The 23,169-nt window shown below is 48.3% G+C and carries 13 protein-coding genes; 12 read left to right on the top strand and 1 reads right to left on the bottom strand.

Features of this window, described 5'->3' with window-relative positions; genetic code table 11:
• Positions 1-6 precede the first annotated feature (6 nt).
• From PV783_RS23015 to PV783_RS22975, 9 genes are all read left to right on the top strand, one after another.
• Positions 7-2,586, top strand: coding sequence for a glycerophosphoryl diester phosphodiesterase (locus tag PV783_RS23015; RefSeq protein ID WP_420989737.1), 2,580 nt, complete (start codon positions 7-9; stop codon positions 2,584-2,586).
• Positions 2,567-5,956: a hypothetical protein gene (locus PV783_RS23010; protein WP_420989736.1), complete on the top strand. Its 3,390-nt coding sequence runs from the start codon at positions 2,567-2,569 to the stop codon at positions 5,954-5,956. Before PV783_RS23015 ends, PV783_RS23010 begins: the two co-directional genes overlap by 20 nt.
• A gap of 5 nt (positions 5,957-5,961) precedes the next feature.
• Positions 5,962-7,377: an SGNH/GDSL hydrolase family protein gene (locus PV783_RS23005; protein ID WP_420989735.1), complete on the top strand. Its 1,416-nt coding sequence runs from the start codon at positions 5,962-5,964 to the stop codon at positions 7,375-7,377.
• Positions 7,378-7,523: 146 nt separating this feature from the next.
• The gene (locus PV783_RS23000) at positions 7,524-9,404 is read left to right on the top strand and encodes a glycoside hydrolase family 97 catalytic domain-containing protein (protein ID WP_420989734.1); all 1,881 of its coding nucleotides are present in this window, start codon (positions 7,524-7,526) and stop codon (positions 9,402-9,404) included.
• A complete protein-coding gene (locus PV783_RS22995; RefSeq protein ID WP_420989733.1) occupies positions 9,391-12,231 on the top strand; it encodes a hypothetical protein in 2,841 nt (946 codons plus the stop codon). Before PV783_RS23000 ends, PV783_RS22995 begins: the two co-directional genes overlap by 14 nt.
• 8 nt (positions 12,232-12,239) lie before the next feature.
• The gene (locus PV783_RS22990) at positions 12,240-13,925 is read left to right on the top strand and encodes a hypothetical protein (RefSeq protein WP_420989732.1); all 1,686 of its coding nucleotides are present in this window, start codon (positions 12,240-12,242) and stop codon (positions 13,923-13,925) included.
• Positions 13,926-13,927: 2 nt separating this feature from the next.
• The gene (locus PV783_RS22985) at positions 13,928-15,886 is read left to right on the top strand and encodes a glycoside hydrolase family 2 protein (protein ID WP_420989731.1); all 1,959 of its coding nucleotides are present in this window, start codon (positions 13,928-13,930) and stop codon (positions 15,884-15,886) included.
• A gap of 33 nt (positions 15,887-15,919) precedes the next feature.
• Complete coding sequence (locus PV783_RS22980; RefSeq protein WP_420989730.1) at positions 15,920-18,196, top strand: FAD-dependent oxidoreductase; 2,277 nt, start codon at positions 15,920-15,922, stop codon at positions 18,194-18,196.
• 151 nt (positions 18,197-18,347) lie between these two features.
• The gene (locus tag PV783_RS22975; RefSeq protein WP_420989729.1) at positions 18,348-19,481 is read left to right on the top strand and encodes an epoxide hydrolase family protein; all 1,134 of its coding nucleotides are present in this window, start codon (positions 18,348-18,350) and stop codon (positions 19,479-19,481) included.
• A gap of 12 nt (positions 19,482-19,493) precedes the next feature.
• On the opposite strand, the gene PV783_RS22970 is transcribed toward PV783_RS22975, so the two are convergent.
• Positions 19,494-20,582 carry an acyltransferase family protein gene (locus tag PV783_RS22970; RefSeq protein ID WP_420989728.1) on the bottom strand — a complete coding sequence of 363 codons (1,089 nt, stop codon included), beginning with the start codon at positions 20,580-20,582 and terminating at the stop codon, positions 19,494-19,496.
• Positions 20,583-20,696: 114 nt separating this feature from the next.
• Here PV783_RS22970 and PV783_RS22965 point away from each other — a divergent pair, with 114 nt between their 5' ends.
• From PV783_RS22965 to PV783_RS22955, 3 genes are all read left to right on the top strand, one after another.
• A complete protein-coding gene (locus tag PV783_RS22965; protein WP_420989727.1) occupies positions 20,697-20,954 on the top strand; it encodes a hypothetical protein in 258 nt (85 codons plus the stop codon).
• Between the two features lie 177 nt (positions 20,955-21,131).
• Positions 21,132-21,731, top strand: coding sequence for an RNA polymerase sigma factor (locus tag PV783_RS22960; RefSeq protein ID WP_420989726.1), 600 nt, complete (start codon positions 21,132-21,134; stop codon positions 21,729-21,731).
• Between the two features lie 169 nt (positions 21,732-21,900).
• On the top strand, positions 21,901-23,097 hold the full coding sequence (locus tag PV783_RS22955; RefSeq protein WP_420989725.1) for a FecR family protein: 1,197 nt from the start codon (positions 21,901-21,903) through the stop codon (positions 23,095-23,097).
• Positions 23,098-23,169 lie beyond the last annotated feature (72 nt).

Below are 23,169 nucleotides of genomic sequence, written 5' to 3'. Positions count from 1 at the left end.
GATCCTTTGAGAAGAATATTATTTTATGCAGCCTGCGCGTGCTGTATGTCTGCGCAGGCGCAGCAACAAACTGCACTTGCCAATAATGCACTGCATCTTTCCTGGATAAACAAAAACGGGCAATGGCATATAAAAAACGTTGCTGTACACGGGCAGCAGCTGCCTCACACCAGTGGTGAATACACCCTGCTGTATGCGAAGGACAAGCCCGGTAGCACACCCGTAGCATCATATGATAAAAAGAGCGGCTTCCTGGAGCCGCAGTACAGATACATCGTTCCTTTGTGGGAAGCGGCGTTGCAACCTGTTCCGATGAACACTGCGGGAGAGGCTATGTATTTTTATCCATCTTCTGTTAAAAAAAATAACAACGGGCTAACCTTTATTGCTGAAAATAATAAAGCCACTATTACTTCCTCCTGGCGCCTGGATGAAAAGTTCCGGACAGATATCCTGGTGGAAATATCCCTGCAGGCAAAGGAAGACGGCTACTATTCCCTGGCAACACCCACGCTGGCTACTGTTCCGGAAAATGAACTGGCCTGGGCAGGCATACCGGGATACTTTCAAAGCAATGCCGTTGAAAAAGATTTTATAAAAGCATACGCTTACATGCAGGGCATCCCCGATAAACCGGTGATTGTCCGTGAAAGAACCGCGGCTACTTTGTCGTCTTTCATCCAAACCAAAAACAACCTCACGCTGGCGATAGTACCTGCGCCCGGCACGGGAAGAGATCCCTGGGAGAATGATACGAAAACGCAGGGCGACTGGCTGTTGGGGCTTTCCCTGATGAACAGGAAAGCATCGCTCACGCCTACACTTTATCACCCGGTGTTGGGTGAAAAAGGTTCTCTTCTGAAGAAAGGGGATAAAGTAACTTTTTCTTTCAGGTACACGCTTCAACAGGCCGGCTGGTACACGGTGTTCAAACATGCCGTGAATGATATCTACCATTTTAATGATTTCCTCGCCCTGAAAAAAACGCGGCAGTCACTCACCAGCCGCATATTGTCCATGCATAAATATGTGGTGGATAATAAAACATCACTGTGGAATATCGAAAATTATAAAGGCATCGATATCGGCGCACAAGCCTACCTGGGCGGTGTGTATGGCTCTGAGAAAGATGCCATGAAGAATTCCGACTATGGCGCGATGTGGATGCTGGCTACTATTACGGGCGACAGCGTATTGCAGCAAACACGCCTGCCTTATGCCCGCAATTTTAAACTGCAGCAACAGGATAACAGCCCCGGCTTTTTCCACGGCGCCGCAGCAGGACAATATTATCTTACAAAAAGTAAAAGATTTACAGAAGAGTGGGGGCCGTATGTAGAACCCATTGGGGTTACTTATTACATGATGATGGACATAGGGAATGTTCTGCTGTTCAATCCCGGCGACACGGTATTAAAGAAAGAACTGCAATCCGCTGCCGACAGGTTGCTCGCCTGGATGCAGCCGGAAGGAAAGTGGGCCGTAGCCTACGACCACGCTTCACAAAAGGAAATGTTTACAGAAGTGGAAGACCTGCGTCCTACTTTTTACGGACTGGTGATAGCCTGGAAAATATTGAAAGACAAAAAATACCTCGATGCCGCTAAGCGTGCAGCCGACTGGTACATCCAGCATGCTACCGCAAAAGGACGCTTTCTCGGTGTTTGCGGCGACGCCCGCTTTGCGCCGGATTTTGCCACTGGTCAAAGCGCGCAGGCACTGCTGGATCTTTACGACATCACAAAAGAACGCAGGTATTTGCAGGCAGCTGTGAGCACCGCACAATTGTATACTACTTCTATTTACACTCACCCTGTTCCTTCCGCCAAAAGTAAAAAGGTGAATGGTATACAACGGCAGGACTGGGAGATCAGCCAGGCCGGACTGAGCTTCGAGCATGGCGGTATCCTCGGTTCTGCCAACCATCGCGGCCCTATTCTGCTGGCCAGTCATGCCGGCATGTTTGTGCGCATGTTCACCCTCACCGGCGATTCCCTGTTCCTGAATATGGCCAGGGCCGGTGCTTTGGGCAGAGATGCGTTTGTAGACAGTGCCACCAGTGTAGCCTCTTACTATTGGGATGTGATGAATAAAGGGGCCGGTCCTTACCCGCATCACGCCTGGTGGCAGGTGGGCTGGATCACCGATTACCTGCTGGCAGAAATGGAGATGCGGTCGGCCGGGAAAATTCAATTCCCGAGAGGATTTATCACACCCAAAGTAGGGCCGCATCAAACCTATGGTTTCGCTGCCGGAAAGGTGTATGGTACCAGTGCGGATTTGTTGTTGAAAGATGGATTGCTGAAAACGGATAACCCTTACCTCGATTACTACTGCGCCATCAACACGCAACAGGGGAAGCTGTTCCTGCTGTTGCTGAACAGCGACGATGATCCGCTGAAGTGCACGCTGGATATTGATTATACCAAACTATTGCCTGGTAAAACCATCAAACCTGTTAGCTGCTACCGGATCAGCAAAAACGGAAGTAAAAAGACGATTGATGCAACGCATTCATTCCGGGAAGATATAATGCCTTATGGCCTGAGTGTAATAGAAATAGATTATGAACTATCCGCTAAGTAAATATTTATTCCTGGCTGTAATGCGCTGCCTGTGCAGCGTATCAGCGGTACAGGCGCAAACCGGCTACCTGGTGGAAGCGGAAGATTTCCAGTTCAAAGGCGGTTGGCAGGTGGAGAGAGTACCAGGAGAACAAGTGTCCGGTAACACCATTCTCCGCGTTTTTTCCGGTAAGGTAAAAGCGGCAGATGCGCTTACCGTGATCAATAGTAAAACTGCCGGTACATATACCGTTTGGGTACGCACGCCGGACTATCCCGCTAATAAGCCCGGAACCCGTTTGTTCCAGGTAGCTATCAATGAACAACCGCTGGAAAAGGAATTGGGTCAGCATGGCAAAGAAGGCTATTATTGGGAGAAAGCCGGTACCACTACACTTGATGCCGGTGAAAATGTGATCGCACTACAGGATACGAAGGGTAATTTTGGAAGATGTGATGCCATCTTACTGGCTACTGCCGGCTTTGATCCGAACACGGAGCCGCTGGCTTCACTACAGCGTTTTAAAACAACGCCACTAACGGTGAAGTATATACCCCCCGCGCCGGCTGCTGCCGCTGTGAAAAGTATATCAACGCAGGGGGCCGTTATCGCGGGTATTAGCAATAGTAAACTCCGGCTTCAATTCCTGAAAACATCCGGTCAGCAGATAGTTGCCGGTAACAGTATCCGGAAAGGCAACCAATGGATCAATAATGAAGGGAGTAGAATATTCCTGCTCACCGCCAAAGATCCGCAGATCAGCTTTGGCAGTTTTTTCCCTTCGTGGAACGGGTCCGCCGCCTCAGGCAGCTTTCAGAGCAGTGGCAAAACGTTCACGGTACTGGCCCCGGAAAGTCTTACCAACCCTTTCCTCGCAGGGGCGTTGCAGGAATGCCTGCCTACTGCTGTGAATCAGGTATCTGAGAAAAAACTGGAAGTTACTTATCAAACTGCCGGCGGACAAACACTGAAAGGCACCTGGCAGCTAACACCAGGTACCCAACACTTGTTACTAACGTTAACATATATACCAAAACAGGCAGGATACTATAGTCTGGCTGTAACCGCTTTTGAAGGAGTAAAGAAAGAAGATGTAACCGCCATCCAGCTGCCTCCCATGTTCCAATACCAGCGCATCCCGGATAACCCCGTAATGCTGCCTTCCGCCATGATGCCGCAACCGCTGGCAATAATGGAAACGAAGCAGGGGATCGCTACTTTTATTTCCGGAACACCGGCAGATTTTCCATTGGATTGGGGAGAAGCCGGTACTTCCCCGATGGGCTTTGCCATTAAGAATAAAGAAAACAGCGTACAGCCGGTAGCGTTATCGCCGGTACTGGGCCTGGATGATTCCAGGCGCGCATCCGGGCAATCCATCACCCGCGAATTTGCACTGGGGGCATTACCATCGGGCTGGAATGATGCACTGGCGTATATCTCAGACAGTATCTATAAAGTAAAGGATTACCGCACGCAGAGACAGGTTTCTCTCACAGAAACCGTTTTCAATATTACAGACCTGATCCGGAACGATACCGCCGCCGGCTGGGCGCCGGAGCTGAAAGGCTTTTACGATATTGAGGCAGATCCGAAAGTGACGCCTACCGTTGTACAGGCTGCGCCACTGGCAGTAGTTTCAGCCGCAGTGCTGGAAAAGGACGAAGCGTTTTTTATCAGCAGGGCATTGCCTACCATTGAGTATACGCTGTCGCGCAGCGGGTTCCGCTGGTCCAGAGGTGTTGCGGGAACACCGTTTAATAAAGATAAGCAGTCGCTGGTGCTGAGTCCTTATAACTCACAATTCACCACGGCCTACTACGAGGGATTACATCAGTTGCTCGGTGAAGCCAATCCCTGGTTAAAGGAAATCGCGCTTCCCGGAAATAACATCAGGCCCGCAAAAGGCTACTCCGTGAACATCCCTGCGTGGACGCAGGAGCTGGCGGCTTACCGTTTCACCAAAGATAAAAGCTGGCTGGCCGCTGCAACAAAACATGCGAAAGCCTATATTTCAACGGAAGTGTATGGCCCTAAAACTACGCCATTAAGTAAGCAACCTTTTTATAATGCTTCCTTTTACGCCTACTGGTGGGACCTCACAGACCTCTACGACCTTACAAAAGATACTACGTTCCTGCATGCCGCAGAAACTTCCGCTTTTCAAACGCTGGCAGGAATAAGGGTGTACCCGGAAGTAAAAGATCAGCTGCAAACCATTCATCCGGACAATACCTACGATGGCAACACTACCTTATGGTGGAAAGGCGGAGAGAAATACCGCCTCGGATTTCCAAGAAAGAAGGGCGATGCACCTGAGAAGCAGGTACCGCAAAGTTTGGTATCTCCCGTAGGACTAGGGTTTGAACAACCCTTTACATTGTTTGATCCGGGCAAGCTGGTACGGCCGGTATTCATGAGCAGCTGGGCGCCTCACCTGTTGCGTTTATTTTCTGAAGATAACAGGACGATATTTGAAACCTATGCCCGCAATGCGGTGATAGGCCGCTTTACGAATTATCCCGGCTACTACGCCACCGGCTTTACCGATATTACCATGCAGCCGGATTTTCCTTACAAAGGCCCGGATGTAAGCTCCGTTTATTATCATCATATACCGCCGCATCTCGTATTTACGCTGGACTTCCTCATTACCGAAGCTATGCAGCGTTCCCTGGGGAAAGTAAATTTTCCCTATGGCAAGCAGGATGGCTTTGTGTGGTTTAATAACCGGGTATTTGGCGGCGGCCGCGGTAAAGTATTCGATGATGAAGCGGTGCGCCTCTGGATGAAACGCGGGCTGGTGCAAATAGAGAACCCCGCCGTGAATTATGTGACCGCTATTTCTGAAAACCGTTTCTGGTTACTGTTATTGAATGAGTCAACAGAAAAAGTATCTGCTGATATTCTTCTTGGAAAAGAAGCAGCTGTGCAGGATAACGTGGCTGCTGCGTATTATGCCACTGCTGCTGCCTCGCCTGTCAACGTTCCTGTGAATAACCGGAAACTGCGTGTATCCGTTGACGGTAAAGGATTCTCCGCCATCTCTTTTCCGTTGAAGATAAAGAGCGAAGTGAAAAGTATAGCGCCGGTAAAGAACGGTATGCAGGTGCTGGACCTCGGCGCGGGCATCGGCAAATGCTATGCCTTCAGGATACGTTCGCCCTTCGGGTGGGATGCTATATATACCTACCTGGAATCGCCGCCTGAAGCAGGTTTGCAGGCGACTTTCAGTTTGAATGGAGAAAGCCGTGTTATCACTGCCTATCCTTATGAAAACTCGTTTTATCCCGTGAACACAACCGCAGGAGTTGTGCTGAAAGTAAAGGTAACCACCTCCGGCGGACAGGTGAAAGAAGGGACCATCACATTTGATAACAACTCTAAATGAGTAATATGAAGCATTATTTTATCCTGGTTTTATGTATAGGTATGTCGTTGAAAATAGCGGCACAAAATAAAGAAGATGCCGAGAGAGCAAAACTCATTGCCGTTTCGCAGGCAGGCGCCTCGCCGCTGCACTTTAACCCGGCTGACAGCACGGTGCCATTAATAACGCCCGGCAACTTCAATAACCCGGTAGAATGCACGGTGCGTAACGGCGCGCCACACTTCTTCAAAAAAGTTTCGTCAGGAAAGCCGGTCACCATTGGCTTCATAGGCGGAAGTATTACGCAGGGGAATCAGTGCTACCGGCCACAGGCCACCCGTTATATCCAGTCGATGTACCCGTCTGTAACCATGAAAGGCATTAATGCCGGTGTTTCCGGAACAGGCACAGATCTGGGCGCCTGCCGCCTCAGGGATCAATTACTGCAATATCACCCCGACCTGGTATTTGTAGAGTTTGCCGTGAACGGCGCCTATACTGATGGAATGGAAGGTATTGTGAGGCAGATACGTCAATATGATCCTACCATCGATATCTGCCTGATCTATACTATCCATAACGGGCATATGAAAACTTACCTGGAAGGAAACATCCCTGAAAACGTGCAGGGGCTCGAAAAAATAGCGGAGCATTATCAGCTGCCATCCATACATCTCGGTATGGAAATCGCCGTACTGGAGAAAGAAGGAAAGCTGGAGTGGAAGAGCGACAGCGCCACTGTACCGGGTAAAATTGTTTTTTCCCACGATGGTATACACCCGGTAACAGCAGGCGGCAACCTGTATGCCGCAGCCATTGCAAGAGGCATGAGTAAGTTGAAACAACACACCGTTATATCTTCCGGCGCATTGCCCGCTCCGCTGATAGCAGACAACTGGGAAGACGCCGGTATGTATGCCCCGCAGGATATTGCCACATTCAGTCCCGGCTGGAGCAGCGTTAACACCGCTAAATCACCCCAGAAACAATTCACCGGCTGGTTCCCTTATATCATGAAAGCAGATCAGCCAGGCGCTTCCTTTACTTTCAGATTCAAAGGCAGCATGTTTGGCTTTTTCGATATCGGCGGCCCCGAAATGGGGCAGGTGGAACTCATCATTGATGGTAAGCCTGCAACACTGGCCGACGGTGGTGTTAAAGGCGCCCGCCAGCTAAAGGTGGTGCCCGCAACAGATCCCAATGGCAGCAATGTGATCAACCGGTTTAATAACTTCTGTAACAACCGGTATCGCGGCCAGTACGAGTTCATCACACTTACACCGGGCATTCATACCATCACCATCCGGGTATCTTCTGAAAAGGCAGATAAGATAAAGATCCTGGGAGATAAACAACTGGAAGATATTACCAGGAACCCAGCTAAGTACGATAAAACAGTGGTGTATATCGGGAAGATCCTTTTAAGAGGAAAGCCCCTGTAATAGCAGCAACTTTTTATGGGAACATTCCCGTGAAATGGGAATGTTCCCAACTTTTTTAGCCGCCCGATATTTTGAAGTTACGAAGCACAGGCTGTTAATTTGAAGGATTAAAAAACTGATACAGTATTATATTATTTCACGTTCATATGCGGTGCTTGTTAATCATAGCCTTATTATTGCCTGTTCGTATTGCAATGGCAACAGATACCTTGTTGCTGGAAAGTCCGCATAAAAAACTGTGTGCAAAACTCTTTACAGAACAGGGCGCCCTCACATACCAGCTACAGGCGGGCAAACAATGGGTGATCCTGCCATCGCGGATGGGCATTAGAGTAAATAATAAAACCAGTGGCGCCCATGTACAGCAGATATCCATCTCCCGAAGGGAGATCATCCGGGAAACTAATCCTACCCGGTTAAATGTGGCCGCAGCTATACAGGAGGGCATTGCTTACACCATCAGCATAAAAGAAAATAATAGCAGCTATACCATAGCATGCAGGATGTTTGATAACGGCTGCGCCTTTCGTTATATAATAGATGGAACGGAAGATAAGCATGTGCAGGAAGAGTTCACTTCTTTTACGGTACCTGCTTCATCCGGCGTATGGTATTTTGAACGCAACAACAGCTGGAAACTCCAATCCTATGCAGGGTTGTGGCAGCATACTTCTATCGGCCAGTTATCCACCATTTCAGAACAGGGGCCTATACAAGGTAAACCGCTGGTAATTGAACTGCCGCAAAAAAAGTATGCGGTGATTACAGAAGCAGCTTTGTATAACTATAGCGGCATGCGGCTCAAAGCATCTGCCAATGGCGGTTTGAATGTGAATTTTACCGAAGGAGATACCGGCTTTGTGGTGAAAGGAAAATTAGTTACCCCATGGCGTACGATCCTGTATGCAGATAACCTCAACGCGCTGGTAAATAACCACGTGATTGAAAATCTTAATCCACGCCCCGACAGCCACTTGTTTGCCGATATCACTTATATAAAGCCCGGTAAGAGCGTATGGAGCTGGATTACAAGAGATGAACACTATATGGAGCCCGCAGAAGAAGCGCGGTTTATCGACGCCGCTGCCACTCTCGGTTTTGAATATACCCTGCTGGATGAAGGCTGGGAAACCAAATGGCCCCGCAAATGGGAACAGCTGAAAACGCTGTGCCAGGATGCAGCAAAGAAGGGAGTACATATATGGGTATGGAAAAATTCCAAGGAGATAAGAGACTCCGCGCAGCGGGATACTTTCCTCGACAGCGTAGCGCTGGCGGGCGCAGTAGGCATTAAAACAGACTTTATGAACAGTGAGGCCCAGCCGCTGATCGCATTTGAAGAAGGGCTGTTAAAAGCAACTGCCGCCAGGAAGCTGATGGTCAACTTTCACGGCTGCCAGGCGCCTACCGGGGAAAGCAAAACCTATCCCAACGAAATGACGCGCGAAGGTATCCGTGGTATGGAACTGAATATCATGAAAGAACCTATTCCCGCGTGGCATAACGCTGCATTGCCTTTCACCCGCTTTCTCTGCGGACATGGCGATTATACGCCCGGTTTTTTCAGCAACAGGGGACCCACTACCAATACGCATCAGCTGGCACTGCTGTACATCTTTAATTCACCGTTTCAATGCATCGCGGAAAACCCGGTTACGCTGTTGAATAATGATACTTACAAACCCATTCTTCCCCTGCTGAAAACATTGCCGGTAACATGGGATGAAACCATTGTGCTGCCCGGCAGCAATATCGGCAGGATGGCGGCTTTTGCCCGGCGGAAGGGACACGATTGGTATGTAGCCGTGATCAATGGAACAGACAGTGCAGCCTCCTTTATCCTGCAACCCTCTTTTCTCGATAAAAAAACAAAATATACAGCAACACTGATCACGGATACACCTGATGGAAACGCCTTTGTATCAGCATCTCCAAAGGTCAGTGCAAAGTATTACGGGAAAATAATTATCCCCGCAACAGGTGGTTTGGTTTTAAAGTTAGCGGCACATAACAATGGGAGTAATTAAAAGAATATATCGCAATATCGGGTTGTTGTGTATCACTGCTGCCACAGTGAATGCACAACAACAGGTAGCTGTGAACCGGCAGCATATTGTTATCACTGCCGCCGGCCGCCAATACGTATTTGCTCCGTCGTTTGTGGTGTTGTATAACACCACAGATCCCGGTATGGCGCTAAAGCCCGCCGGGATTAAAAAAGTAGAATACAATGTGCTTACCTGGAAAGTAGCCGATAGCACGACGGCCGACTTTAAGCAGAAGAAAATAAATGCTTCCGTAGCCGGTGATGGCTTCGACGACAGGATACTGCGCAGCAAAGGAGAATACAGGACCGCGAATATATTTAACGCCGGGGAAAGAACAGAAATCGTGGCCAATAGTATTGAACAAAAGAAAGACACTGTTTTCTTCCGTTTTCCATCTTCCCAAAAATTCCGGTTATCGGCGTATGTTATTATCTCCGCCAAACCTTACCCGGTGTTACGGTACAGCTTCCAACCCTTACAGGACGGCTATTACAGCGTTGGTTATACCGGCGCGCCGGCATCTGCAAAAGATAAAGTCACTGCCATATGGCAACCACTGATCTGGCAGGAAAAGCGGATCCCGGATGCCGCCTATCTTACGCCGGCATTTATGGCCACTTTGCCCACTACGATGGTATACGACGGCGCCGCAACCATAGGCGTGCTGGCAGCTCCGGAGTACCTTCCTTTTCAGCCGCTGCCTGTATTGGCCAACAGCCAGTTTGGTATTGCGCTGCTCAATAAACGGCAACAACTGCAACCACAGGTATACGCGCCCATACCGGGAGGCTACGGCTCCCGCATGAACGCCGGACAAACATTCCGTTTCGGACTTCAGCTGGTAGCAGAACCGCTCGCCATTAACAATACCTATGAACGCATTGCGGAAAAAGTATTTGGCTTCCGCGACTACCGGCATAATGATATTTCTTCGCTCAACACTACGCTGGATAATATGGTGGATTACGCCATGACTGATTACGCCTGGTTTATAGACAGTCTCAAAGGCTGCGCTTACTCAACAGACGTACCCGGCGCGGTTAAAAATGTTTCCAGTCTTAACCCACTGGAACTGGCCCTGGTAAGGGATGATACAGCGATGTTTGAGAAAAGGGCATACCCGTTAATGGAGTTTATGCTCTCAAGAGAGAAGTTCCTTTTCAGCCTGGACAGCACCCAGAAGATCCAAAGCCCATCCCGCAGGTTAAAAGGCCCGGTAGCACCACTGTCGGAGCTGGCGGCCCTCTACGAGCTGTCAGGAGGTACCAATGATTTTTACCTGCAAATGATGCAGCGTGAGTATAACACCGACCGTGTGCGCAACCTGGATGTAAAAGAAAAAGGCAATAACTGGATTAACGCGATGCACCTGTACCGCGCCACCGGCGACAAAAAATACCTGGATGCCGCGGTAGCCAAAGCAAAGCAATACCTGGAACAACGGGTGAACCAGCCACAAACCGCTTTTGATGATCCGTTCTCCGGTAGCTTCTTTTTCTGGCCCACTTATACAAACCGATGGATAGAGCTGCTGCAACTCTATGAACTTACCGGCGATAAACCTTTCCTCGATGCAGCGGTGCAGGGAGCCCGCAACTATACGATGTTCACCTGGATGTGCCCTGCCATTCCCGATAGCCTGATCACCGTAAACAAAGGCGGCAAGGCGCCCATGTACTGGTACCTGCAATCCAAAGGACATCAGCCAATGTACTACCCGGAAGAAAACGCGCCGGCATGGCGACTTTCAGAAACCGGTCTTACCCCGGAATCATCCGGTACCGCCACCGGTCACCGTGCTATTTTTATGGCTAACTATGCCCCGTGGATGTTGCGACTGGGATATTATGCGAAAGACAGCTTTCTCCTGAATGTAGCTAAAGCAGCCGTGATAGGCCGGTACAGGAGCTTTCCTGGATATCATATCAATACAGCGCGTACTACTGCTTATGAAAAAACAGATTTCCCGCTGCATAAACACAAAGACCAGAGCGTAAACTCTTTCCATTATAATCATATCCTGCCTATGGCTTCCATGCTGCTCGACTACCTCGTAACGGACACCTATATACGTAGCAAAGGAAGTATTCATTTCCCTGCCGCCTATATCGAAGGATATGCCTACCTGCAAAGTAATATGTATGGTATGCAGAAAGGTGCTTTTTACCAGGATAAGAACGTGCAGCTATGGATGCCTGCAAGATTGCTGCGCATCAGCAACACTGAGCTGAATTACATCGCCGCGAGGAAGGATGATAAACTGCTGCTGGCTTTTACAAATCAATCGGCGCAACCCGTTACGGCTACTGTTACGGTTAATCCCGCATTGGTGAAGCTGGCCGCCGGAAGTAAAGCGACGTCATACACCGGCGCGGAGCCGCCGCCGGGCAAAGACAGTACTATTGTTGTTACCGTACCGGCTAATGGAATAACGGCTGTGGCGATTACGGATGTAGTATATCGCAGTAATGGGTTTCAACAACAGGTACTATCAGGTGTCAACAATCACAGTCCTGACTATGCCAAACTTAGCACCGGCAACGCACATGCGCTGCTGTTTAAGTTCGGCAGTTATGGCAGGCGCCTGTATATATACCTGGAAGACGATGATACCAAATTGAAAAACGTCTCCCTGTATTATACAAACAATACCGGGAAAGAAACAAAGATCACTGATACGATATACCCGTTTGAGTTTACCGTACCATTAACGGAACAGCAACCGGTGGAATTTCGTTTGTCCGTAACCGGTATAGATAGAAAAACAGAAGAAAGTAAAACAATAATGTTGGGAGATAAAAAATAACATGCCCTATGTACAATTCTCAGATACATAAATTTCTCAGGACAACAGCAGCCATCGTGCTGACTGCCTGTATCCATGTGTCCGCGCAATCCATACATGTAAAGGATTTTCAAGCTATCCCCAACGACGGACAGGATGATGCCAAAGGCATACAGGACGCATTGAATTATGCAAAAGCAAATCATATCGCTACCATACTTTTCGACAGTGGCCGCTATGATCTGCTGCAGGTAAGTGCAGCCGGGCTGAATGCTTATACGGGTCTTACATCATATGCCGGGCTGCACCTGCGGGGCGCCGTGAGTGCGGATCATACGCCTGCCACATGGCTGGTGAAAAAGAATCCGCAGCAGAATAATACGGTACTACCTCCGCACATGCGTTTTGATCAGTGCAGTAACCTGGTGATGGAAAACCTGGTGTTCGATAATGATCCGCAGTATGCCACTGCCGGAACGGTGGTAGAGAAAGATTCCTCGCATGTAGTGGTGGAAGTATTCGACGGATTGCCGGCCATTAATGGCATGGGTTGTTATACCGCCAACATATGGGACAGCGCTACACGTATGCTGAAACAGGTGCCCAGTCTTACTTTCGTTGATGATGTAGCCACGCAGCAACTTTACTGGCAACTGGAAACGCAGGGGCAAAAGAATTATATGCGGATGAATAACGCCCGCTTTGCAGCGCGCCTTACTGTGGGAAATGTAGTCTCCTGGCACTTCGGCGGAGAAACCATGTTCCAGGTGGCGATAAATAACTGTAATGATCTTGTTCTTAGAAATATCTCGATGGTAAACATTGCAGGATTCGGCATCCATACTTATGCCTGCAAAAATATTACCGCGCAACAAATCGTATTCAAAGCCACCGGCCGGCAGCTGGCCGTGGGTCCGCGTGACGCCTGGAAGATAAACAGCTGCAATGGCCTGGTGGCAATAGATAGCATGTATGTGGAAGGTGTTCGCTGGGACGGGCAAAATGTACATAGTTCCTTCTTCCAGGTGAAGGAAAAGCTTGCCTATAATAAAATGCGGGTATGGAAAAGATATACCGGTATAACCCCTTTTTTAAACGACAGCATCGGGCTCTGGAATGGAAATAATGTAGTAAATAAAATGCCCGTCGCCTGGCAGCCGGAACCCGCGGGTGATGGCGGGATTTATGGTGTTATCACGCTGCAGGATTCCCTGCCTGGTTTTGTACAGGCCGGAACACTCGTCACAGTATACGACTGGGATATTGATGAATACAGGTTATCGCATACAGCCTTCAGGAACATTGCCGGATGCGCAGGCGTTATCAAATGCACCAAAGCCAGGCTGCAGCAGATTTCCTATGATCACATCATGTATCCCGCGCTGGTGCTGGGCACGGAAATTACCACGCATAATGAAGCCACTTTCCCGCAGGATGTGATGATCCGGGAATGCAGCTTCAATGCCAGCGGATGGGTGCCGCGCATAGGTAAAGCCGGGCTGGTAGGCATTGGCAACAGCGGTACGGAAGCAATGGCGATAGCCACCATACAGTTTGATCACTGCACCTTTTCCAACGCGCCTGTGGGTATTGACGCCAGTGGTATTAAACTGCTGAAGATTACCAATAATCATTTCATCTCGGTAAATCAATCTTTTAAAGTAAATAATAGTAACACCGGCCAGGTGATCTTTGAAAATAATACTGAAAAATGAAGATGAAAAATATACTGCTCCTGTTATTGTTATGTCCTTTCCTTGCGATGGCGCAGGGAACTTCAAAGGCGCCGCTCAATGGCGTATGGACGTTTGCATTAGATCCGCTTAACAGGGGAGTACCCGATAAATGGTATGCTACAGATTTTGCTTCCACGGGCTTTGATAAGGTACAGGTGCCGCATAGCTTTTCGGTGGATAAGCGTTACTTTTTTTATACAGGAACAGCGTGGTATTTTAAAAAATTCAATGCGCCTGTTGTGCAGAAAGGGGAACGTACTTTCCTGCAATTTGATGCGGTGTTCTATAAAGCAAAGATCTGGCTGAACGGGCAGGTTGCCGGTGAACACGAGGGTGGCTATACGCCTTTTGAAATAGAAGTAACGCAGTTGCTCAAAGATAAAAATACGCTTGCCGTATCGGTAAGCAATGCCTGGGACACTACCACCATTCCCGGCGCAAAAGCCAGCGATGCCAAAGATGCGCCCAACGTGGCGCAACTCTATGCCTGGATGAATTACGGCGGTATTACCAGGCCGGTGCATGTTGTTACGCGGCCCGCTGCCTTTATACAAAACATAAAAGTAGTAGCCGAACCGGATCTGAAGAAGGGAACTGCGCGTATACAAGTAATCACTTTGCTGAAAAACTACCAGTCGCCCGATGTAAAAGTGAACATCTATCAATCGGGTATCAAAAATAATATCCGCTTTAAACAAACATCCGCCAATGCTTCGCAGGTAACGCTGGAAGGCGTGCTGCCGGCTGCAAAATTATGGAGCCAGGATGCGCCGGATCTTTATGAAGCCGAGGTGATTGCCGGTGCTGATACGATGAGGAAAACATTTGGTATCCGCCGGCTGGAAATTAAAGGCACGCAACTGTTGCTGAATGGTGAGTCTATCCGTATGGGCGGCTGTAACCGGCCACTGGACTATCCCGGGTACGGTTCCCTTGATCCGGATGAGGTGTTGGAAAAAGATCTCAACCTTATCAAAAGTGGCAGCATGGAATTGTCCAGGATCAGCCACTACCCGGTATCAGAAAGCATGCTTGATTGGGCGGATAAGCACGGTCTGCTCATCATCACCGAAGCTGGTAACTGGCAAATGACACCCCGCCAGATGGCTGATCCGCTGATGCGGGGAAAGTATCAGTCGCAGCTAAAGGAAATGGTGGAACGGGACTGGAATCACCCCAGCATCATTGCCTACAGCCTGGGGAATGAATTCCAGTCGCAAACACCGGAGGGTATTTCCTGGGTAAAGGACATGGGCGTATTTGTAAAATCACTGGATGCGAGTCGCCTTGTAACCTTTGCCAGCTTTAATGTTTGGCGTGATTATGTAAAGCGCCCCGAAGATGAAGCTTCGCTGTACGTGGATTTTATCAGCACCAATATTTATGGCAACGATCAGCTGGCGCATCTCCGGCATATTCATGAAATATATCCCAACAAACCTGTTTACATCAGCGAGTTTGGTATGCGGCTGCCACAAAACGGGAAAGAAGAAGACCGCATCGCCTATTTCAAAAGAGCGCTGCAGGTGTTCCGCCAGTGCGATTATCTTATTGGCGCCTCCGTATGGACGTTTAATGACTACATGAGCCGGTATCCCGGAACAGACGCAAATGGTTACCGCGCATGGGGACTGGTGGCGCCCGACAGGACCCTGCGTTCCGTGTATCCTGTATGGCAGGAGGAATTTTCTCCCGCTATTATTGAACTGGTAAGAATAAATGAAGATAAAGCCATTGTTAAAATCACAGCCCGTGCTGACTTTCCTTCTTATGTATTACGCAATTACCAGCTCAGGTATGGGAACAATTCGCTGGAGTTGCATACACTGAAGCCCGGCGAAAGCCAGGAGGTAACCATACCCGTTACCGGCAAAACGCTCACGGTAGCATTGGTGAAACCCGGTGGCTTTGTAGTAGTAACAAAAAATATAAAGGAATAGCACACGAATCGCTAAAATTATAACCGTACAATCATGATAAAATCTGGAGAAACAAACAGTCGCTCTTTCCCCGGCATAGCTCTCAACGCCGACCTGGTCATCACGGGTGGTGGCCTTTCAGGTGTGTGCTGCGCCATCACAGCGGCCAGGCAGGGATTAAAAGTAGTACTGGTGCAGGACAGACCGGTACTTGGAGGGAATTCAAGCAGTGAAATCCGCTTATGGATACTGGGCGCCACGTCACATATGGGCAATAACAATCGCTGGGCGAGGGAAGGTGGTTTGGTTGATGAGATCCTGGTAGAGAATACCTATCGTAACCCGGAGGGCAACCCCATTATATTTGATATGGTGCTGCTGGATAAAGTGAAGAAAGAACCCAATATCACCCTGTTGTTAAATACAGCCGTATATGCGGTTGAAAAAAAGGATGCCACTACCATCAGTTCGGTGAAAGCTTTTTGCAGCCAGAACCAGAAGGAATACCTGTTAAGCGCCCCCTTGTTTTGCGATGCCTCCGGCGATGGGGTAGTGGGCTTCCTGTCGGGCGCCGCCTTCCGCATGGGCGCAGAAAGCAGGGAAGAATTCGGTGAAAAATTTGCTCCTTCCGCCACCTATGGAGAACTGCTCGGACATACCCTGTACTTTTACAGTAAAGATACCGGCAAGCCGGTAACATTCATCCCTCCTGAGTTTGCCCTGAAAGACATTACGAAAATCCCGCGGTTTAAAACATTCAATGCAAAGGATTTTGGTTGCCGCCTCTGGTGGGTGGAGTATGGCGGTCGCCTTGATACCGTACACGACACAGAAGATATCAAATGGGAGCTGTGGAAAGTAATTTACGGCGTATGGGACTATATCAAGAACTCCGGCAACTTCCCTGAGGCAGACACGCTTACCCTGGAATGGGTGGGCGCTATCCCCGGCAAAAGGGAAAGCCGCCGCTTTGAAGGCGACTACATGATGAAACAGCAGGATGTTATTGAGCAACGCACCCATGAGGATGCGGTGGCATTTGGCGGCTGGTCTGTGGACCTGCACCCTGCCGACGGCATTTTCAGTGAAAAACCCGGTTGCAATCAATGGCATAGCAAAGGCATCTACCAGATTCCCTATCGCAGTCTGTACAGCAAAAATATTACAAACCTTTTCCTGGCAGGACGCATCATCAGCGCGTCGCATGTGGCGTTCGCCTCCACCAGGGTTATGGCCACCGCGGCTTATGTATCGCAGGCCGTAGGAGTAGCCGCCGCTGTTTGTAAAGAGAAAAATATTTTGCCCGCGGATATTTTTAACAAAGGACAGATCACCACCTTGCAACAACGCCTGCTTAAAACCGGGCAGTATGTTCCCGGGTTGGTATTAAAGGATAGCCAGGACCTTGTGCAATCTGCCGTGATCACAGCATCCAGCGAACTGGTGTTTAAGGAGTTTCCGGGTAAACCGCTTCTGAAGCCGTTAACGCTATCCGTAGCACAGATGCTGCCTTTGCAAAAAGGGGAAGTGGCTCCATTTGTTTTTCATGCAGATGCTACCGGTAATACTGAACTGGAAGTGGAACTGCGCGTCAGCAGTAAGCCCGGCAACTACACACCGGATATCACTTTGGCAAAACAAACCATCCCGTTACACCCCGGCAGGAATTGTGTGGATCTTCGCTTTAATACATCTATAGAAAATACCGCCTACGCATTCGTCACCTTTATGAAAAATCCGGCGGTAGAATTGCATTTTACAGAGAAGAGAGTAACCGGGATGTTGTCTGTATTCAACAGTGTAAATAAAGCCGTTTCCAACTACGGCAAACAAACGCCTCCGGAAGATATCGGCATGGAAGCATTTGAGTTCTGGTGCCCGCAACGCCGGCCGGAAGGGCATAATATCGATTTGAAATATCACCAGGGTATCAATCTGTTTCAGGCAGAAAATATCCGTAACGGAACCGACCGGCCTACGTCCGCACCCAATGCCTGGGTGGCCGACTGGAACGATCCGCAGCCCCGGTTAACGTTGAAATGGAATACGCTGCAACAGATCAGTACCATCGACCTTTTCCTGGATACAGATTATGATCATCCGATGGAATCCGTATTAATGTCGCATCCCGAAACAGTAATGCCGTTCTGCGTGAGACATTACAGGATCAAAGATGCCGGCGGAAATATTGTAGCAGAGAAAAAAGATAATTACCAGACGCACAACCGTATTCAGTTGGAGCAACCCGTTATAACAGATACATTGATCATTGAGCTGGAGCATCCATCTGCCAATGTGCCTGCTGCGTTGTTTGCGGTACGCTGTTATTAGAGAAGCGTTCGTTTTGATTCCTATACTATAAGTGCGGAGAAGCCTTCAGATCGGGAGATTTGGAGGCTTTTTGTTGTAACCCCACTAATCTTCCTCCCCCTCATTCCGGCTTTCTTTTTGTACCGCCTAATCCTGGTACAAAACGTTTCCTATGACACTACCATTCCAGGCAAACACGGATCAACCGGTACTCGATGATCTGAAAGCCCGTATTCTCGCAACCAGGTGGTCGGATGCCGTAAATACAACCGGCTGGGAATACGGAGTGAGCCTTACTTACATGAAAGAGTTGGCTGCTTACTGGGTAAATGATTTTGACTGGAGAAAAACAGAAGCCCGCATCAACGCCTGGCCCAATTTTATCACGGAAATTGATGGCTATAAAATACATTACCTCCACATAAAAAGTAAACACCGGGATGCCATTCCGCTCATTATTTCTCACGGATGGCCGGGTTCTTTCCTGGAGATGCTGAAAACTATTCCACACCTGACGGATAATGAAACAACGCCTTTTGATGTAGTGGTGCCGTCACTATTGGGGTTTGGCTTCTCAGATAAGCCAGCGAAAGAAGGCATAAATGCTTCGTTGATGGCAAGCCTCTGGGTGAAGCTGATGGCGCGGCTGGGATATGATAAATTTATTGCACAGGGCGGCGACTTTGGCGCTATCATCTCTACACATATTGCCATGCAGTACCCGGAGAAGCTGACCGGATTGCACATGAACTATATTCCTTTCAATTATAAACCATTTATGCCTCCCGGTGAAAAACTGACAAAGGAGGAGACAGCGGCGCAGCAACAAACGGTTCAGTTTTTTCAGGCAGAAGGCGCTTATGCCCAGGTCCAGACAACGAAACCACTTACGCTTTCATATGGCCTCCACGATTCGCCGGTAGGGCTGTGTGCGTGGATCCTCCAGATCTTTCGCAGCTTTTCAGATCCCTGTGCAGCGTTGGAGGAGTTGTTTACAAGAGATGAACTGTTATCAAACGTCACCCTGTTCTGGATCACGCAAACGATTCATTCTTCGATGCGTTTATATAATGAGATCCGGAAAGAACCCCTGGAGGTCGGAGAAAAAGACTTTATAAAAGTACCTGTTGGCATTGCCCACTATCCTTATCCTCTCAGCTTTCCTGCGCGGAAATACGTTGAAAGAGGGTATAATGTCTGCTATTGGAAAGATATGCCAACAGGCGGACATTTTGCAGCAATGGAACAACCAGAACTATTTGCGGAAGATATAAGAGAATTTGTGAACACCATTTCACCAGAGTAAACGGTATATACTTTAATCATCCATTTTTCTCCTGGCATTTAAATATTTCCGCACAGGTATGTCATAAAACACCATCACGAGGTAAGAAAAGCCCACCAACAGCAGGGTTCCGGCGGTGATGACAAAGGCCAGCTGCATGGTTCCGGGTTTGTACGCAGCAAAATAGCTGGCAAAGATCCATATCGCGGCATAGTGTGTCATGTATAGCGGATAAGATATCTTCCCGGAAAAAACACAAAGTTTTTTTAACCCGGAAGTAAGGGTAGCACCTGCGCCGAGTGCAATCAGTAAAGGGAAATAAAATAACACCACTATCACCTCTACCAGCCAGTTCCACTGAAAATGGGGCATTAGAAAGGGGACCATCAGTAATACCGACAAACCAATGAAGCCCAGCCGGTTCTTGATGATCCAGTTAAAACGGAATACCAGTAGTCCGGCTAAGAAGGAATAGGAAATGCGTGCGCAGCCGTCCCAAAAGTTATCTTTTCCCCAGCCTCCCATCAGGTTACCGGCATGATAACCCACTATGGCAATACCGGCGGCGGCAAGTATAGTTAATATTACCAGGTAGTGCCGGCTTATTTTAACCAGAATAAGCGCATACAGTATATTAGCTACATATTCCCAGAACAATGACCATGCAGGCGCATTAAAACTAAACAGGTTAAACCATCGCTCTGGCATTTCCGGAAAGGGAATCAGGAGAATACTGGTAAGAAAGAACAACGCTATTTTGCCAAATCCATATAACTCCGGGTGACCGCCAAACGGATCAAAAAGAAAACCCAACAGTCCCAGTACTGACCCGAAAATGACGAGGGGATGCAATCTGATGATCCTGGATTTAAAAAACTCCATGACCCCCATTTTGCCAATGCGGTTATCATAGGCGTATCCAATCACAAACCCGGACAAACAGAAAAAGAAATCGACCGCCAGGAAGCCATGCCCCACGAAGTTCTTGCTGTAGTCGGTATACACAACTTCCATAAAATGAAAAACAACTACTGTTAAAGCGGCTATTCCTCTTAATCCATCTAATATTTCAAAATGCTGTTTGGTTTTTAGCAGGTCCGGGTTCAATTTGTTCACGTTCATTGTTAGAAAAAGGGGTAAATAAATAACATTATTTTCAGATTTCCTAACTGCCGGAATTCCGGCCGGCCAAAGCTGGTGTGCCTTTTGTGAACAGGCTACTATAAATTATATAGTATGGAAACTACAGACATCACCGTTTATATCGACAATAAACCTTACCGTTTTCACATTGATGTGGATTATGAAAATGAGAAAACCACCTACAGGGTATCTACTGATGAGGAACACAGCGAAACGCTTGATTTTATGCCCTCACATCTGCAGTTTAACGAAGACGGCGAAGTAACCCTGAAGGAAAGACTGCATACGGTAGAGCAGGAGCAGATTGCGCGGCTCATCTGGCAGGAGATCATTGATAAGATGAAACCCTGAAACGGTATGTGGCAGGTTTGCTACAACATTGCCTCCGGTCTCAGCCGGAGAAATGAGGAGATGCCAATATAGTATCAAAATTTGCTAATCACTTTGAATTTTTTAGCAAATGATATTATAATTTGATCCCACTGTATTCCCGTTTCCCACAGGGTGGTTTTAAAGTGAGGTCATTTAATGAAAACAACCGAAATCATCAGCGAAGAATGTTATGCCATCCGTCTGCAACAGGGCGATGAGGCAGCATTCCGGTATATAATGAACCGGTATTTTGCGGTCATCACTAATTTTGCCAGGAGGATTGTTGTCAATCATGCGATCGCAGAAGATGTGGCAGAAGAAACATTTATAAAATTATGGAACGACCATGCAAAGGTCGGCTCCTTTCAATCTATAAAGGCGTTCCTGTATATCGCCGCCAGGAATGCATGTTTTAATGAATTGAGAAAAGAGAAGAACCTGCAATACCGTCATCATGCCTACGCCGCCAGCATGACCGCCGAAGCGGATTTTGTAGCCAACGAAATTATCCGCGCAGAAGTAAAAGCAGAGATATTAAGAGCAGTGAACAGTTTACCCGAAAAAATGAAAAGGGTATTCCAGCTCGGCTTCCTGGAGGGCCTGCCCAACCGTAAAATTGCGGAAGAATTACAGGTATCCGTTAACACCGTTAAGGCGCAGAAATTCCGCGCACTGGAACTGGTAAAGGGAAAGCTGCAGGGAAAAGATATCCTGCCCTTTGCTTTAATAGTATTGGCGGCACTTCACAAAGATTAATCCCCCTTCTTCAAAAATATTTTAAAAAACTTTCCCGCCCACTAACCCGAAATGATCCGGGCAGTGTATCCACTATATAACGGCATTATTTTTTTCTCAGCAAAGATGTGCAGTCCGTGGCCCTGTAACGTGTGGTCGCAGTGGTCACGGCTGCATACTATTATTTTCTATGGAAGAAAAAGACGTACAACAGCTATTACATATCGCGGGGCTCATTTACCGGCAGCGATCCGGGGAACTGGATGATACAGAGCAGGAAACGCTGAACAATTGGCTGGCCGCCAGTGAACAAAACAGGCAGCTGTTCCGGGAACTCTCCGGTCAGGACCTGGAAGCCATTACGCGCAACGAGGCGGATCCAACTAATCTGCAGGCATCCATTGAAAGAGTATACCTGGCCACTGGTATTAAACCCGGACCGGCACGTATATATATAAATAAGTGGAGAACCTGGAGATGGGCTGCTGCCGTACTGTTGCTCGCTGTTGCCGGCGCCGCCGGTTTGCAGCTGGCAAAGGAAAAAAATAAACCAATGGCTGCCATCCATACCACCGATGTGGCCCCCGGCAGCCGCAAGGCCACGTTGAAACTGGGCAATGGTACTACCATTGTCCTCGATGATGCACAGAATGGCGTTATCGCCAGCCAGGGTAAAACTGTGATCAAAAAATCAGGCAATGGTCAGCTGGTATATGATGCGTCTGCATCCGTTGCCACGGAAATCACTTACAACACCATTACCACTCCCAACGGCGGCGAATACGAAGTGATTCTGCCCGATGGCTCGCATGTATGGCTGAATGCCGCTTCATCCATCCGTTTCCCGGCAGCATTTACGGGCAGTACCCGTGAGGTGGAAATTAACGGGGAAGCCTATCTTGAAATAGTAAAAAATGCCAAAGCACCCTTCATCGTAGTTTCCGGCAAACACTCGGTGGAAGTGCTGGGAACAACATTCAATATCCAGTCCTATCCAAAAGAAGAAAACATCACCACTACATTAATACAGGGAAGTATCCGCATCGCTGCCGGCAAGTATACAAAGGTATTGCAGCCTGGTCAGCAATCGCTGGTGAGCAGCAACAACGTTAATAGCAAGATCCGGCTGGCCACCGGTGTGAACATCGACGAAGTACTCGCCTGGCGGAATGGCAAGTTCATTTTTGACGACGCCTCACTAAAAACGGTGGTCAGCCAGCTGGAACGCTGGTACGATGTAAATATTGATTATACCGGTATGGAAGACTATCGCTTCAATGGCGAAATATCAAGGAATGTAAGTCTTTCTAAAGTATTAAAAATGATGGAACTCACCAGTAATATCCACTATAAGATAAACGACAGGAATATCTACATGACAAAATAAGCAAAGCAATTAAGACAAAAAACCGGAAGCGCGGGAACGCTGCCGGTTATCGTCAGGCTAATGGGGACTTCG

Origin of the sequence: Chitinophaga sp. CC14 (genome assembly GCF_048957795.1) — a bacterium.
Classification (GTDB): Bacteria; Bacteroidota; Bacteroidia; order Chitinophagales; family Chitinophagaceae; genus Chitinophaga; species Chitinophaga ginsengisegetis.
The sequence above is the reverse complement of the archived record's forward strand: the minus strand, read 5'-3'. Positions and strand labels throughout refer to the sequence as shown.